This window comes from Arthrobacter sp. TJ-236 (genome assembly GCF_058269235.1).
Window position 1 is genome coordinate 617307 of the sequence record NZ_JBZCNI010000002.1, and the last position, 14080, is coordinate 631386.

Annotated in this window: 14 protein-coding genes; 7 read left to right on the top strand and 7 right to left on the bottom strand. The window is 70.9% G+C overall.

The features are described 5' to 3' along the window. Positions 1–3: 3 nt before the first annotated feature. Together metX and AC4D16_RS11465 are read left to right on the top strand one after the other, a co-directional pair. Positions 4–1143 carry a homoserine O-acetyltransferase MetX gene (gene metX, locus AC4D16_RS11460; protein ID WP_490955084.1) on the top strand — a complete coding sequence of 380 codons (1140 nt, stop codon included), beginning with the start codon at positions 4–6 and terminating at the stop codon, positions 1141–1143. 109 nt (positions 1144–1252) lie between these two features. Next, the gene (locus AC4D16_RS11465; protein WP_490955085.1) at positions 1253–1495 is read left to right on the top strand and encodes a hypothetical protein; all 243 of its coding nucleotides are present in this window, start codon (positions 1253–1255) and stop codon (positions 1493–1495) included. A 248-nt stretch (positions 1496–1743) separates the two neighbouring features. Here the strand turns inward: AC4D16_RS11465 and AC4D16_RS11470 are convergent, their stop codons facing one another. Then, positions 1744–2364, bottom strand: coding sequence for a P-loop nucleotide/nucleoside kinase family protein (locus tag AC4D16_RS11470; RefSeq protein WP_490955086.1), 621 nt, complete (start codon positions 2362–2364; stop codon positions 1744–1746). Further along, on the bottom strand, positions 2253–3104 hold the full coding sequence (locus AC4D16_RS11475) for an SGNH/GDSL hydrolase family protein (protein ID WP_490955196.1): 852 nt from the start codon (positions 3102–3104) through the stop codon (positions 2253–2255). Before AC4D16_RS11475 ends, AC4D16_RS11470 begins: the two co-directional genes overlap by 112 nt. A gap of 97 nt (positions 3105–3201) precedes the next feature. Between AC4D16_RS11475 and AC4D16_RS11480 the strand changes: the two genes are divergently transcribed. After that, the gene (locus AC4D16_RS11480; protein ID WP_490955087.1) at positions 3202–3987 is read left to right on the top strand and encodes an alpha/beta hydrolase; all 786 of its coding nucleotides are present in this window, start codon (positions 3202–3204) and stop codon (positions 3985–3987) included. A gap of 36 nt (positions 3988–4023) precedes the next feature. Here AC4D16_RS11480 and AC4D16_RS11485 read toward each other — a convergent pair whose 3' ends face one another. After that, positions 4024–4254, bottom strand: a complete 231-nt coding sequence (locus AC4D16_RS11485; protein WP_490955088.1) for an RNA-binding S4 domain-containing protein — start codon at positions 4252–4254, stop codon at positions 4024–4026. A 40-nt stretch (positions 4255–4294) separates the two neighbouring features. On the opposite strand from AC4D16_RS11485, the gene AC4D16_RS11490 reads away from it, so the two are divergent. Then, complete coding sequence (locus tag AC4D16_RS11490) at positions 4295–5257, top strand: DMT family transporter (RefSeq protein WP_490955089.1); 963 nt, start codon at positions 4295–4297, stop codon at positions 5255–5257. A 191-nt stretch (positions 5258–5448) separates the two neighbouring features. Here the strand turns inward: AC4D16_RS11490 and AC4D16_RS11495 are convergent, their stop codons facing one another. After that, positions 5449–7074, bottom strand: coding sequence for a M28 family peptidase (locus tag AC4D16_RS11495; RefSeq protein WP_490955090.1), 1626 nt, complete (start codon positions 7072–7074; stop codon positions 5449–5451). 320 nt (positions 7075–7394) lie between these two features. On the opposite strand from AC4D16_RS11495, the gene AC4D16_RS11500 reads away from it, so the two are divergent. Then, positions 7395–8783 (top strand): glycine--tRNA ligase, encoded by a 1389-nt coding sequence (locus AC4D16_RS11500; protein ID WP_490955091.1) that lies wholly within the window; start codon positions 7395–7397, stop codon positions 8781–8783. Then, positions 8783–9694, top strand: coding sequence for a GNAT family N-acetyltransferase (locus AC4D16_RS11505; protein WP_490955092.1), 912 nt, complete (start codon positions 8783–8785; stop codon positions 9692–9694). The genes AC4D16_RS11500 and AC4D16_RS11505 overlap by 1 nt, the downstream gene beginning before the upstream one ends. A gap of 103 nt (positions 9695–9797) precedes the next feature. Here the strand turns inward: AC4D16_RS11505 and AC4D16_RS11510 are convergent, their stop codons facing one another. The 3 genes from AC4D16_RS11510 to AC4D16_RS11520 form a co-directional block, all read right to left on the bottom strand. Further along, positions 9798–10613, bottom strand: a complete 816-nt coding sequence (locus AC4D16_RS11510; RefSeq protein ID WP_490955093.1) for a lysophospholipid acyltransferase family protein — start codon at positions 10611–10613, stop codon at positions 9798–9800. 2 nt (positions 10614–10615) lie between these two features. Then, on the bottom strand, positions 10616–11431 hold the full coding sequence (locus tag AC4D16_RS11515; RefSeq protein ID WP_490955094.1) for a DUF1295 domain-containing protein: 816 nt from the start codon (positions 11429–11431) through the stop codon (positions 10616–10618). Between the two features lie 77 nt (positions 11432–11508). Further along, the gene (locus AC4D16_RS11520; RefSeq protein WP_490950700.1) at positions 11509–12237 is read right to left on the bottom strand and encodes an alpha/beta hydrolase; all 729 of its coding nucleotides are present in this window, start codon (positions 12235–12237) and stop codon (positions 11509–11511) included. Positions 12238–12451: 214 nt separating this feature from the next. Between AC4D16_RS11520 and AC4D16_RS11525 the strand changes: the two genes are divergently transcribed. Beyond that, positions 12452–13999 (top strand): YibE/F family protein, encoded by a 1548-nt coding sequence (locus tag AC4D16_RS11525; RefSeq protein WP_490955095.1) that lies wholly within the window; start codon positions 12452–12454, stop codon positions 13997–13999. Positions 14000–14080 lie beyond the last annotated feature (81 nt).

Genomic DNA, 14080 nt, shown 5'->3' on the forward strand with positions numbered 1-14080 from the left:
CCCGTGACCCACCCCCCTGTTGTCCTGAGGCCCGCGGCCGACGCCGCCGATCCCGCCGGAGACGGAATCCTCCGCGTCGCGTCGATCGGCCCGTTGGACCTCGAGACCGGGGGAGTGCTGCCCGAGGTGCACCTCGCGTACGAGACCTGGGGACGGCTCAACAGTGACGCCTCGAACGCCGTCCTCGTGCAGCATGCCCTCACCGGCAGCTCGCACGTGGCGCGGGGGGAGTCCGAGGAGGACGGCTGGTGGGACGGCCTGGTAGGTCCGGGCCGCACGGTGGACACCGATCGGTACTTCGTGGTGTCGGTCAACATGCTGGGTGGATGTTACGGCTCGACGGGGCCGGGCAGCCTCGCCCCGGACGGCACGCCCTGGGGTTCGCGCTTCCCGTTCGTGACCATCCGCGATTCAGTCCGCGCGGAAGCGCTGCTCGCCGACCTCCTCGGCGTCGGGCGCTGGCACTCCGTGCTCGGCGGCTCGATGGGCGGCGCCCGCGCCCTGGAGTGGGCCCTCGTGTTCCCGGAGCGCGTGGAACGATGCGCGGTCATCGCCTGCACCGCAGCCAGCTCGGCCGAACAGATAGCGTTCGCCCAGGCGCAGCTGCAGGCGATCCGCCTCGATCCCGCCTACCGTGACGGCGACTACTACGACGGCCCGCACCCGGACGGCGGGCTGGGAATCGCGCGGCGTATCGCCCATATCACGTACCGCTCCGAATTCGAGCTGGACGTCCGCTTCGGCCGTGCGGCGCAGGGCGACGAGCAGCCGCTCGGCGGTGTCCTGCCGACGGAGCGCGGCCGCTACCGCGTGGAGAGCTACCTCGACCACCAGGCGGACAAGCTGGTGGACCGTTTCGACGCCAACAGTTACGTGGTGCTGACCGAAGCGCTGATGAGTCATGACGCCGCCAGGGGGCGCGGAAGCCTCGAGGAGGCCCTGGGGCGGGCCACCGCGCGGTTCTTCGTCGCGGCCGTCGACTCCGACCGGCTCTACTTCCCCGTGCAATCCGAACGCCTCGCGGCCGGACTGCCCGGCGAGGTACCCGTGCACACCATCTCCTCACCCATCGGTCACGACGCCTTCCTCACGCAGATCCACCAGGTGGGAGCCGCCCTGGGGGCTGCGTTCTACGCAGGCTGACCGTCGGAGGATCGCGGGTTGGGTTTCCTGCGGCGGGCACCTAGGCTGGGAGCTAAGCCTGCTTAGGATTCAGGGGCGGGACCGCACCACGACGCACAAGGAGCTGTTCATGGAACTGAGCACCATCGGCTGGAACCAGGAAGCACGCGACAAGATCCTCCTCGACTCGGACCGAGCGCTGCAGGGCGCCGTGCGTGAAGCCGTCGAGACCATGGACGGCAAGACCCGCGACGAGGTGTACGAGTTCCTCTTCGCGAAGCTGCAGCCGCAGTTCGTCGACTTCAAGCCCGGGCCCGATCTCAGCGCTTGCGCGGACGCCGTCGCCAACGGTGAGGTGGACCTCGACGCCTGAGCGGCACGGGGTTCGCTGGCGGCACTGCGCACGTCGATTGCACTGCCATGATGACCGGTCGGGGACAACCCGACCGGTCATTCCTGTGAGGCGTCAGCCGCCTCGTGATCGGTCGGAGCGTCAGGCCCGTGCCGGAGGATGACGAGTCCCTCCTCCGCCCGCGGTTCCTCTAAGAGGGCAGCGAGAGTACGGACGTCCTGGTCCCGCAGCCGGTGCGCACCGGCCTCCCCGTTGCCCTTCCGCGTGCGTCATCGATCCAGGGCCATCGCCAGGGGCACATCGACCCAGTGCACGACGACGGCGTGGCCGGCGCGGTGCGCCCGGTCGGCCCACAGCTGTCGATCCGCTGCTCGCCAGCAGTTCCAGTCGAGGACGACGTCGTGCCCGGAGCCCAGCGCGCGCGTAGCGTTCCGCCACAGCGTCTCGCGCTCCTCGACCGCGGCTCTCCCGTACTCATCGGCGGCGTAGTCGAGGTGCGGGTACAGGCGGATCATGTGCTCGTCGAGGCCGAACCGCCGCGCGCCGGTCACCCGGGAGATGGCTCGCGCGACCGTGCTCTTGCCCGCGCCGTTGAAGCCGCACATCAGGTGCACCGTGGCCATGGGGGAGTCCTTCGATCGTCGTCGGTCGCGTCGATCGTCGTCGGTCGCGTCGGACCCGTCGGTCGCGCCGGTCGCGTCGGGCGCCTGGCCGCTCCACCCGACGCGTCCGGTCGCGGTTGCTGGCCGCCGACCCGCGGCGGCGGCGAGCGGACGGTTCAGTCCGCCGCGCCCGGTGGCATGCCAGGGCCGAAGACGGGCGTGGGTTCCGGCCGCTTGGCGATGACGCCGTCGCCCGATGACTGGTGACGCAGCCTGCGCAGCACCCACGGCACGAAGTACTCACGGGCCCAGACAAGATCCTCCGCGCGCGCGGCTCGCCAGGTGCGCACCGGCAGGTCCTTCGGCTGCAGCGGTTCGAGGGTGTGCCGGACGGCCAGGGTGTCCAGAACCATCATGGCGATGGTGTGGTGCCCGAGCGGCGAGAAGTGCAGCCGGTCGGAGGCCCACATCTGGGGGGACATCAGTTGTCGCAGCGCCCACATGTCGGCGATCACGGCCTCGTGGCGTGCGGCGATGCAGCGGAGGTTCTCGTTGTAGATGGCGGTCTTCGAGCGGATGCTGCCGAGGACCGTCTCGCGTACGTCCGGACCGGTGAACAGCACCACCGTGGCACCGGAGGCGGCCAGCTGCGAGACGACGTCGTCGAGCCTGTCGGCGAGTCCGTCGGGATCGCCGCCGGGCCGCAGTAGGTCGTTGCCGCCGGCGGAGATGGTCACGAGGTCGGGGCGGAGCTCGAGCGCGGGCCCCACCTGCTGGTCGATGATCTGCTGGAGGAGCCGGCCGCGCACCGCGAGATTGGCGTAGGCGAAGTCCGCCTGGCCTCGGGAGAGTTCCTCCGCCACGCGGTCCGCCCACCCCCGATTGCCGCCGATGCTCTCCGGGTTGGGGTCGCCGATGCCCTCGGTGAACGAGTCGCCGAGCGACACGAGGCGATGCCAGGGATGCGGCTCGGTGGTGAGGGTCGGGTCGACCAGCGGACCGTTCGGGATGGTACTCACGCCCCACATTGTTGCAACCTCCGCTGCCGCCGCGCCACACCAGGCCGGGGCGAGAAGCCCTGGGACGGCTCCACCACCGGCGCCCGCCCGTGTCAGGATGGACGCCATGACCGACGCTCCCCGCGGCACCGCCGTGCCCTCCCCACCCTCCGCCCCGCCCTCGACCGGCTCTCCGGCGCCCGCCGACGCACCGCGTGCCGCCGTACCCACCGGTCAGTCGGCGGAGACCTCCGGGACAGACGGACGCAGCGCGGACTGGGCACCCGTGGTCCTCTGGTCGAAGCCGGAGAGCGAGCGCGACGGCACCCCGCTCCTCGTGCTGTTCCACGGCTACATGGCGGACGAGGCAGACCTCATGGGCCTCACCGACCACCTGCCCCCGGAGTTCACGGTGGCCTCCGTGCGTGCTCCGCAGCCCGCCGGCCCCGGCTACTCGTGGTTCCCGCTCTCGCGCGAGGTCACCTACTCGGTGGAGAGCGTGGTCCGGAGCGTCGAGGCGGTGTCCGCCTGGCTGGACACGGTGCGCGGCGCCCATTCGAGCGTGAGCCTTCTCGGCTTCTCACAGGGCATGGGCGTGGCCACCTCCCTCCTGCGGCACCGGCCTGCCGACTTCGCCTGCGTCGTCGGGCTGTCCGGCTTCGCCGTTGCACCCGAGGGCCACGCGTTCTTCCGGGACGACGACGTCCGGGCGGCACCCGTGCCCTTCTTCTGGGGTCGCGACCAGGAGGATCCGGTGATCACGCCCGAGCTGATCGAGTACACCCACGGCTGGCTCGTGAAGCACACCACGCTGACGAAGATCCTCTACCCGAACATGTTCCACAGCATCAATCAGCAGGAACTCGCGCACGTGCGCGAGTTCCTCAGCATGACGGTGCTCGGACGGCGCTGACCGATCCGGGCGGCGGGTGGGGCAGCGCGGCGGGTTCTAGCCGCGGCTGATGCGCACGGCCTGCCCGTTGACGCTGACGACGTCGCCCGGGTGCAGCTGACGCCCCCTGCGCTCCTCGATCTCGCCGTTGACCTGGACGAGTCCGTTGTCGATGAGGGTCTTGGCGTCCACGCCGTCCTCGGCCAGGGAGGCGAGCTTCAGCACCTGACCCAGCCGGATCATGTCGTCGCGGATGGGCAGGTCTTCGACGGGGGCGCGATCACTCATGCGTACCATCATGCCGGACACGCAGCACTAGGCTGGCGGGGTGCAGAATGCCCCCACCCTCCCGCCCGCCGTCGGGTTCCCGCTGGCGCTCGCGGCCGGGCTCGCGGTTCCCGTCCAGGGGCGCATCAACGGCGCCCTCGGTACCGCCCTCGACGACGGCATCGCGGCGGCACTCATCAGCTTCGGGACGGGCCTGGTGGTGATGATCGTGATCACGCTGGTGCTGCCGAGCGCGAGGGCGGGCGCCCGCCAGATCATCCCGTCGGTGCGCGAACGGCGCTTCCCGCCGTACTACGTGGCGGCAGGCATGATCGGCGCGTTCTTCGTGTTCTCGCAGTCCCTGACCATCGGGCTGATCGGGGTGGCGCTCTTCACCGTCGCCGCCGTCATGGGTCAGTCCTTCAGCGGCTTGCTGGTGGACAGGGCCGGCATCGGACCGGGCGGGCGTCGGGCTGCCACCCCCATGCGGATCATCGGGGTGTCCCTCACCGTGCTGTCGGTCGTCTGGGCGGTCTCGCCGCGTTTCGGGGGAGCGGGGGAGCTGTCCTCGTGGCTGATCCCGGTGCTGCTGCCCGTGATCGGGGGGATCATGCTGAGCTTCCAGTCGGCCATGAACGGCACGGCCGCGCTGCACTACGGGTCGCCGCTCGCGGCCACGCTGATGAACTTCGTGGCCGGCTCCACGGTGCTGCTCGTCGCGTGGCTCATCAAGCTCGCGATCGCCGGACCCACGAACCCTCTGCCCACGGAGTGGTGGTACTACCTCGGCGGACCGATGGGGTGCGTGTTCATCGGCCTCGGCACGCTGCTTGTCCGGAGCCTCGGTGTGCTGCTGACGGGCCTCGTCATGATCGGCGGGCAACTCGTGGGGTCCCTGGCGCTCGATCTCCTGGTCCCGACGCCGGGCAGCATCGTCGTGTTCGCGACGATCGCCGGGACGCTGCTCACCCTCGTCGCGATTGTCCTCACCACCCTGCCCTGGCCGCGCCGACGCCAGCTGTGACACCGATGGCCGCGCGGGCCTAACAGCTGACGGCTCGTTGTGATCGCCGTCGGCCAGCGACGATCGCCGTCGTACGGTCCGGAGCTCGAGAGCGGAGAGCCCGCACACGGCACAGGGGCCGTCCGATATGGACGACCCCTGTACTGATTTCCTCACTGATGCTGCTGGTGGTGCTGTGCTGGTGGTGCGGGTCAGCGGTCCGCGACGTCGTGGTCGTGGTCGTGCTCCGGGTGGAGCCCGCCGCCGCTCTCGGTGCCGCCACCGAGGGGGTTGCCCTCGAAGCGGTCCTTCTTGCCCTTGCCCTTGACCGGTGCGCCGGCGCCGTTCACACCGAAGGTGCTGGAGGCATAGGTCACTGTCAGGTGCGCCACGGCGTCGCTCAGCTGGTCGAGCGCCTCGATGCTGAGGTTGTTCGTGTCATCGCAGGCCACGTGGTAGCAGGCGTCGTACGGTGCGCCGGCCACGCCGCCGAACAGGGCTGCCTGCTCGACGGTCTTGATGCCCTCGGCGCCGGTGAACAGACCACCGGCGGGAACGCCCTCGGCGATGAAGGGTCCGTAGTCGCTCCGGCCGCTGAACGCGGTCTCACCCGAGGCGAGGCCCTGCGACGCGAAGTAGTCGTGGAAGTCCTGCTCGATCTGACCGGAACCCTCGGGACCCGCAGCGGCGTCGGGACCGACCGGGAAGGCGGAGTTGTCGCCGTCGTACACGAAGCGGCCGAAGTTCGGCGAACCGATCATGTCGAAGTTGAGGTACAGGCCAACGCTGTCCAGCTCGTCCTTCTCCACGAGGTCGGCGACGTAGAACTCGGCCCCGAGCAGGCCCTCCTCCTCGGCACCCCACCAGGCGAAGCGCACCTTGTTGGCCGTCGTGACCTTGCTCATGCCCTCGGCCACCGCGAGGATGCCCGCGCTGCCCGTGCCGTTGTCGTTGATGCCCGGTCCTGCGAGCACGCTGTCGAGGTGCGCGCCCACCATCACCACGTTGTCCGGATCACCAGTGGCAGTCTCGGCGAGCACGTTGTACGTCTCGCGGTTCTCGGAGATGGTGTCCACGGCCACGCGGCCGCTGACGCCCTCGCCGATGAGGGCGTTGCCCGCTGCGAAGCTCGCTCCGACCACGGGGATGCCGACCACGCCGGGCGCCCCGAGCGTTCCCGCCACCGGGCCCGTGTTGAGGCCCACGCCGGTGTTGAAGATGACGACGGCAGCAGCACCTGCGGCCTCGGCGTTCTCGGCCTTGATCGCGAAGGTGCAGCCACCGCGCTGGACCAGGGCGATCGACCCGGGCGCGAAGCCCGCGAAGTCGGACGGCTCGCACCCGCTGGTTCCGGTAGCACTCGCGGTGCCTGTCGTGTCGATGGTACGGATCGCGGCGGAGACGTCGCCCGCTCCCGAGAAGTCCATCGTGGTGACGTCGGCGGCGCCGTAGCTCGTGGCATCCGGGGCGGTCTCCTCCAGGACGGCGGGGGACAGTTCGGCGAAGTAGGGGAAGAGGAAGGTCTGGATGGTCGGCGTGTAGCCGGCGGCGGTGAGTTTCCCGACGATGTAGTCCACCGAATCGGAGTAGCCCTCCGTGCCCGAGGCGCGGGTGTTGCCGTTGGCCTCGGCGATGGCGTCGAGCGCCGTGAGATGACCGACCACCTTGTCGACCGTCACCGCGGCTCGCAGCTTCTTCGAGGAGTTGTTGGTGCTGGAATCGAACGTGGGTGCAGCGGTCGCGGTGACGCCGCTCCCTGCCACGAGCGCGACGCTCCCGGCGATGGCGAGCGCGGCGCGGCCGAGGCGGGCGCGCGATGGTGCAATGGGGTGGGGCATGAGGGTCCTTCGTGAGGCGAACGCCCGATCACACGGGCGCGAGTGACGTGTGTCACGTCGACGGTGCCCTCAACCTAGGAAGCTTTCGGCCGGCGGTCAAGGGCCGACGCCGTCGATCCGCGCCCCCAGGCGGCGGACGTGCGCCGAGCGGGCGGCGGAGCTCGCCGATCACGAGTGCCGCGACGTGCCACCCGGTAGGCTTGCCGGGTGGCTTTCCGCCCGCGGTCGACGGCGACGGCGGGCGGCGTCGCACGTATCCGCCCCCCCCGCTCGACCCCGTGGGACCGCACCCAGCGGCCTGCACAGAACTGGAGAACCCCGTGGCACAGGCCAAGTCCGCGCTCGACCCCATCATCTCGCTCGCCAAACGGCGCGGCTTCGTGTTCCAGTCGGGGGAGATCTACGGCGGCTCGCGCTCGGCGTGGGACTACGGACCGCTCGGCGCCGAGCTCAAGGAGAACATCAAGCGTCAGTGGTGGCAGACCATGGTGCGCGGCCGTGAGGACGTCGTCGGACTCGACTCCGCCGTCATCCTGCCGCGTCAGGTGTGGGAGGCCTCCGGACACGTCGACGTGTTCAGCGACCCGCTGGTCGAGTGCCTCTCCTGCCACAAGCGCTACCGGGCCGACCACCTGGAGGAGGAGTTCGAGGAGAAGAAGGGCCGTGCCCCGGAGAACGGACTCCAGGACATCACCTGCGCGAACTGCGGCACGAAGGGCCAGTGGACCCCGCCGCAGGAGTTCTCAGGGCTGCTGAAGACCTTCCTCGGCCCCGTCGCGTCCGAGGAGGGCATGCACTACCTGCGCCCCGAGACCGCCCAGGGCATCTTCGTGAACTTCAACAACGTGCTGACCACCGCGCGGAAGAAGCCCCCGTTCGGGATCGGTCAGATCGGCAAGAGCTTCCGCAACGAGATCACGCCCGGCAACTTCATCTTCCGGACGCGCGAGTTCGAGCAGATGGAGATGGAGTTCTTCGTGGAGCCCGGCACCGACGAGCAGTGGCACGAGTACTGGATCAAGGAGCGCTTCGACTGGTACACCGGCCTCGGCATCAACCCCGAGAACCTGCGGCTCTTCGTCCATCCGCTCGAGAAGCTGAGCCACTACTCGAAGGGCACCACGGACATCGAGTACCGCTTCGGCTTCCAGGGCTCGGAGTGGGGTGAGCTCGAGGGCGTCGCCAACCGGACGGACTTCGACCTCTCGACGCACTCGAAGCACTCCGGAACGGACCTCGGCTACTTCAACCAGGCCACCAACGAGCGCTACACGCCGTTCGTGATCGAGCCCGCGGCGGGCCTGACGCGCTCCTTCATGGCCTTCCTCGTGGATGCCTACACCGAGGACGAAGCACCCAACGCCAAGGGCGGCGTGGACAAGCGCACGGTCCTGAGGCTCGACCCCCGCCTCGCACCGGTCAAGGCCGCCGTGCTGCCGCTCAGCCGCAACGAGGACCTCTCGCCGAAGGCGAAGGACCTCGCCGCGCAGCTCCGCAAGGGCTGGAACATCGAGTTCGACGACGCCGGTGCCATCGGGCGGCGTTACCGCCGCCAGGACGAGATCGGTACGCCGTTCTGCATCACGGTGGACTTCGACACGCTCGAGGACCAGGCCGTCACGATCCGCGAGCGCGACACCATGGCGCAGGAGCGCGTTGCGCTCGACCAGGTGCAGGGATACTTCGCCGCGCGCCTGATCGGAGCCTGATGGCTCTCGAGTACCGCGCCTGGCAGGAGGGCGACGACCTCGAGCTGCTCCAGCTGTGGGGTGGCCCGGAGACGGCTGCCGCCGAGCAGTTCCGCGGATCCTTCCGCACGCCGTCGAACCAGCCGTGGAACCGCTGCATCACGGCCGTGGACAAGGGCGTCCCCGTGGCGGCGGGCTGCGTCTACGGTGCCGCGCTGCATCCGGACCGGTTGTGGTGCTACATCGAGGTCGCCGAGGACCACCGCCGTTCGGGCGTCGGCTCGACGCTCCTGACGATGCTGCAGCACGAGGCCGCGCTCTCGCCGTCGGGCGTCACGGCCCTGCGGTCGAAGGTCTCGCCCGGGACCACCGGCGCGGCCTTCGCCGAAGCCACGGGCTTCGGGACGCTGCAGCGCTCGCGGCTCGTCGTCGTCGGGCCCGGCGCACTCGCGGCTCCCTCCTTCGACGACCCCGCCGGGCCCCAGCTCGAGGAGGCCGCCACCGGCTCGGTGGAGCTGACGCGCGCGCTGGCGACGTTCTACGAGTCCGTGCACGGGTGGGACCGCGCCGACCTCAGCCTCGGCAGGGCCCAGCAGCTCTTCCTCGGGGATGCGAGCGGTGCCGGCGGGGCGATCGTCCTGCGTGATCGTCCCAGGGCCGACGGCGGAGCGATCGCGGCGTTCGCGGTCAGCTACACCCAGGCGCGGACCGACGATCCCGCGGACGTCCTCCTCGGCTACGACACCACGCTCACGCCCACGGAGCAGCAGGCCGCGGTGGCCACGATGATCGCGATGCTCGTGCACCAGTACCCCATCCAGCTCGAGATCGACGACGCGATGGAGGCCCTCGTCGCCGTCGTCGAGCCCCTGCTGGGCACGGGCGCAGCGCGGCTCGCCGGGCCGGAGACGCTGGTCGTCGCGACCGCCTGAGGTGAGGCTCCGGTTCCGCGGACCGGACCATCCGCGGCGCGATCGGCGCAGTCGGCGGCACCGGCGTGCGACCGACGCTGCCGACCGACCGAATCGACAGGCGTCAGCCGCGATCGTGCCGGCCGGCCTTCTGGTCGGCGAGGTCCGCCGCCTCGCGTTCCTCGTCCGTCATGGCGCCGCCGCCGAGGTGCGCGGGCATCCACCAGGCGCCCGGCTCGGGCTGTCCCGGGTAGTCGGCGATGCAGAGGTCGATGCCGTTCTGCAGCTCGCGGCGCAGCTCCTCCGTCTCGACGGCGACGTCGAGGCCCGGTGCGTGGTGGATCGGAGGGTTCACGTGCACGCGGACGGGCGTCCGCAGCGCGCGCTTGACCGAGAAGCCGTGCCCGCGGGTGAGCAGCCTGTGCGAGCCCCACACCGAGACGGGGATGACCGGCACGCCCGCCTCGGCGGCGAGGCGCACCGCGCCGGTCTTGAGCGCGCGGACGGTGAAGCTGCGGGAGACCCCGGCCTCGGGCAGGATCGCCACGTACTCGCCGGCGCGCAGGCGCGCCAGGGCGTCGTCGTAGGCGACCGCTCCGGCCTTGCGGTCGGTGATGACGTGCCCGAGCCCGTGGACGAACGGGCTCACGAACCAGTGCTCCGCGGCTCGTTTCGAGATCAGGTACCGGGCCTGGATGCGGGCGTGGTTCCAGAGGACCAGTTCGGCGAAGGCGAAGTCGAGGTAGCCGAAGTGCGTGATCGCGACCACCGCGCCGTGTCCGGGGACCGCGCGGCGTGAACGGCCGTCGAGGGGATCCGAGGCGGGCAGGTTCTCCGTCCCGGAGACCGTCACCGGCAGGCGCAGCGCCGTGAAGACGGCCTTCCCCGCGTACACGACCGTCCGGTACATGCGGTCGCTCTGCCGCGGCTTCCATCCCATGCTCAGATACCTCTTTTGGCTCTCGGCGGCAGCGGGAGGAACCCGCTCGTGCGCTCCATGTACTCTTTGTACCCCGGCCGGCCGGACATCCGCTGCTCGGTGAGGGGCTTGCCCGTCTTCCCGGCGAGCGCCCAGATCATCAGGGCAGGGGAGAGCACCGTGAGGATCCCCGGCCACGAGTCGGCGGCCACGAGGAACAGCCCCGTCCACACCAGGGCGTCACCGAAGTAGTTGGGGTGGCGCGTGTAGCGCCAGAGGCCGGTGTCGAGCACCGTGCCGCGGCGTGCGGGGTCGTTCCTGAACGCGGAGAGCTGGTGATCGCCGACGGCCTCGAACGCCAGTCCCGCCGCCCACACGAGTGCACCTGCCCACGCGACGACCCCGAGCGGCCCGGTGCTGACCATCGCCACCTGGAGGGGCAGGGAGACGAACAGCATGACGCCCGCCTGTGGGAGGTACACCTTCCGGAGGGCCAGGAGCGCCGGGGAGCCCTGCGGATCGGCCAGCATCGCGGTGTAGCGGGGGTCCTCCTCGCCACCGCGGGCGCGCCATCCGATGAACGCGGCGAGTCTCACGCCCCACACCGCGACGAGTACCAGCACGAGCAGGCGCCGGCCGTCGTCGGCATCCTCCACGCCGGCGGAGGCGAGGAACGTGACGGCGGCGATCACCACGAAGCCGAGCCCCCAGGTCACGTCGATCACGGAGTGGCGCCGCTGCGCGGTCGCCACGGCGAAGGTCACCGCCATCAGGAGGACGACGGCGAGGATCGAGAGGGCGAGTCCGGTGAGGAACGCGGGGAACGGGAAGCTGGGCACGGGAGCCTTCTGGGAGGGGTGAAGAGATGGGCTGGACGGGATGCGGTGACGGGGACGGAGGAGCGGCCGGGGCCGGCTCAGGCGGTGATGCCCAGCGGATCGTTCGCGCGATAGAGGGATTCCGACGCCTCGAGCGCCCGGGAGCTGATCGCCGCTCCGGTGTCCTCGGCGAAGTGCCGCAGGAGGAAGGAAGTGCTCATGCCGTGCCAGACGGGCACGGAGCGCAGCATGAAGTGACCGGCACCGAGCATGCGCACGTACCGGACGTCCCGGGCCACACCCTGGGCCCGGCGGGCGAAGGAGAGCGACGCCGTCGGACTCGTCCAGCGGTCCGTGTCGCCGTGCATGATGAGGACGTTCCGCCCGCGGACCTGCTCGACCGGGGCCGAGGGTTCCAGCCACGGTGCCAGGGCGCTGATGCTGCGCACCTGCGGGTGGTCGGCAGCGTAGAGGGCGGTCAGCCCGCCCATCGAGTGCCCCAGGAGGTACACCGGCAGTCCCGGATGCTGCGCCTCGATGCGGTCGAGCGCCCACCGGGCGTCCGTGAGGGCGGACTGGTCCGCTCCGTTCCAGCCCCGCACGCGGTTGCGCAGGGTCCAGACCGCGAGACCGTGCGGGCCGCCCTGTGCTGCGAGACGGGCGGCGAACGGACGCATCCGCAGAGGGCTGAGGTGGTACGCCTCCGCTGCGTCGAAACTGTTCGCGCGGCCGCCATGGAGGACGAGCGCGACACCGCGGACGTCCGACGACGCGCCGGTGACCCTCACCACCGGGTCCTGCTCGCGCGCTGGTCCTGCTGGGGCCATCGGTGCCCACCGTCCCTTCGTGCCCCGTGGGGCGTTCCATGCTCGAGGAGCTCTGCTTCGTTGCCGAGTGGGCGCGGGTCCTGGCCTCGCCTTCGCCGGAACCGGCTCGGCCCCACCGTAGAATCGCACACGGCGCCCGGCCCCGCCGGGTTCCGCACCCGCCTCCAGGATCTCCGGATCAGACCGCACGTCCCCGACCAGCCGAGGTACCACCGTGGGCCACAGCCACCTGCAGGCCGCTCGCTCCGACGAGGGTTCGGAGCCGTCACCCTCCGCGATTGCCACGCGGCGGAGGGCCACGCTCCTGCTCTCGATGATCCTCGTGCCCATCGGCGTCATCACGCTCGTCGCGATGATCCTGCTCTGGCCCGACGGCGACCGCGGCTCGCTCTCGGTCGCGAATCCCTACGCCACCGCCGAGGGCGTCAGCTTCGAACGCGGCACCGTCCGCGAGGTCACCGAGGCGGACTGCCCCTCCTCACAGGCCGTGGTCGACGCCGGAGGGACGGCGAGCACCTGCACCGTCGCCTACACCGAGCCCGCCGCCGGCGGTGACCGGATCGCCGTCGAGGTGACGCCGGAACTGGCGATGACCGACGCCGTCGAGCCCGGCGACGAAATCCGTTACCTCGACCTCGCGGGTGTCGTGCAGGGCGGAGCCGCGGCCTACGTCTTCGTCGACTTCGTGCGGTCGGTGCCGATCGTCGCGCTCGCGGTGGTCTACGCCGTCGTCGTGGTGGCGGTCGCGCGGTGGCGCGGGCTGCGCGCGATGATCGGGCTCGTCGGCGCTCTCGTGGTCCTCGCGCAGTTCATCCTGCCCGGTCTCCTCGACGGGGCGCCGCCGCTGCTCCTCGGCCTCGTGGGTTCCGTGGTGATCATGTACGGCGTGCTGTACTTCGCGCACGGGTTCTCCGCGCGGACCTCCACGGCGCTGCTGGGAACGGTGTTCGGTCTCGGTATCACGGCACTGCTCGCCGCGTGGGCCACCGATGCCGCGCACCTGACCGGGGTGGGGGACGAGAACGCGTACACGCTGGTCAACGCCTCGGACGAGCTGTCCATCTCGTCGATCATCCTGTGCGGGCTCATCATCTCCGGCCTCGGCGTGCTCAACGACGTCACCATCACGCAGTCGTCCTCGGTGTGGGAGCTGTACGAGCTCGCGCCGGAGACGCCCGCGCGGCAGCTGTTCGGGTCCGCCATGCGCATCGGTCGCGACCACATCGCCTCGACCGTCTACACCATCGCCTTCGCGTATGCCGGTGCCGCCCTGCCCGTGCTGATCCTCGTGTCCCTCTACGACCGCGCGCTGCTCGACACCCTGACCAGCGGTGAGCTCGCCGAGGAGGTGGTCCGGACCCTGGTGGGGTCGATCGGACTGGTCCTCGCGATCCCGCTGACCACGCTCGTGGCGGTCCTCGTGGTGAAGGCGGTGGGGCCGAGGGGAGGCGGGCGATCCGCCGTCGGCGCTTCGACAGGGGGCGACCGCGGCGTCGATGCGGCTCACGAGGGTGATCCGCGTGCCGACGGCACGGCGGTTCACACGGCCGACGGCGGATCGCCGCCTGCCGTGCGTCACGCACCGCGCTCGACCGCCCTCCGGCCGGGCGAACGGCGGGTGGCGGTGGGGGAGCGGCGCGACGCGCTCACGAGGAGCCGGGACGGCGGGCAGGGCGGGCAGGATGGCAGCGGGACGGATACGTCCGGCGGCGGGTACCGCGGTGACCTGCGCTCCGGCCGACCCGGGGAGGACGACGCATGACGAACGCCTGGCGGAAGGCCGCCCGGGAACGACGTCGGCCACCCGGTGGCCCCGGGGCTGCGATCGACGAGCGGAACCCGC

Bases quoted from the DNA above. Each gene is read 5' to 3' on its own strand.
- AC4D16_RS11465 (WP_490955085.1), top strand. From the start codon at position 1,253: ATGGAACTGAGCACCATCGGCTGGAACCAGGAAGCACGCGACAAGATC.
- AC4D16_RS11475 (WP_490955196.1), bottom strand. From the start codon at position 3,104: ATGTGGGGCGTGAGTACCATCCCGAACGGTCCGCTGGTCGACCCGACC.
- AC4D16_RS11480 (WP_490955087.1), top strand. From the start codon at position 3,202: ATGACCGACGCTCCCCGCGGCACCGCCGTGCCCTCCCCACCCTCCGCC.
- AC4D16_RS11485 (WP_490955088.1), bottom strand. From the start codon at position 4,254: ATGAGTGATCGCGCCCCCGTCGAAGACCTGCCCATCCGCGACGACATG.
- AC4D16_RS11495 (WP_490955090.1), bottom strand. From the start codon at position 7,074: ATGCCCCACCCCATTGCACCATCGCGCGCCCGCCTCGGCCGCGCCGCG.
- AC4D16_RS11505 (WP_490955092.1), top strand. From the start codon at position 8,783: ATGGCTCTCGAGTACCGCGCCTGGCAGGAGGGCGACGACCTCGAGCTG.
- AC4D16_RS11510 (WP_490955093.1), bottom strand. From the start codon at position 10,613: ATGGGATGGAAGCCGCGGCAGAGCGACCGCATGTACCGGACGGTCGTG.
- AC4D16_RS11520 (WP_490950700.1), bottom strand. From the start codon at position 12,237: ATGGCCCCAGCAGGACCAGCGCGCGAGCAGGACCCGGTGGTGAGGGTC.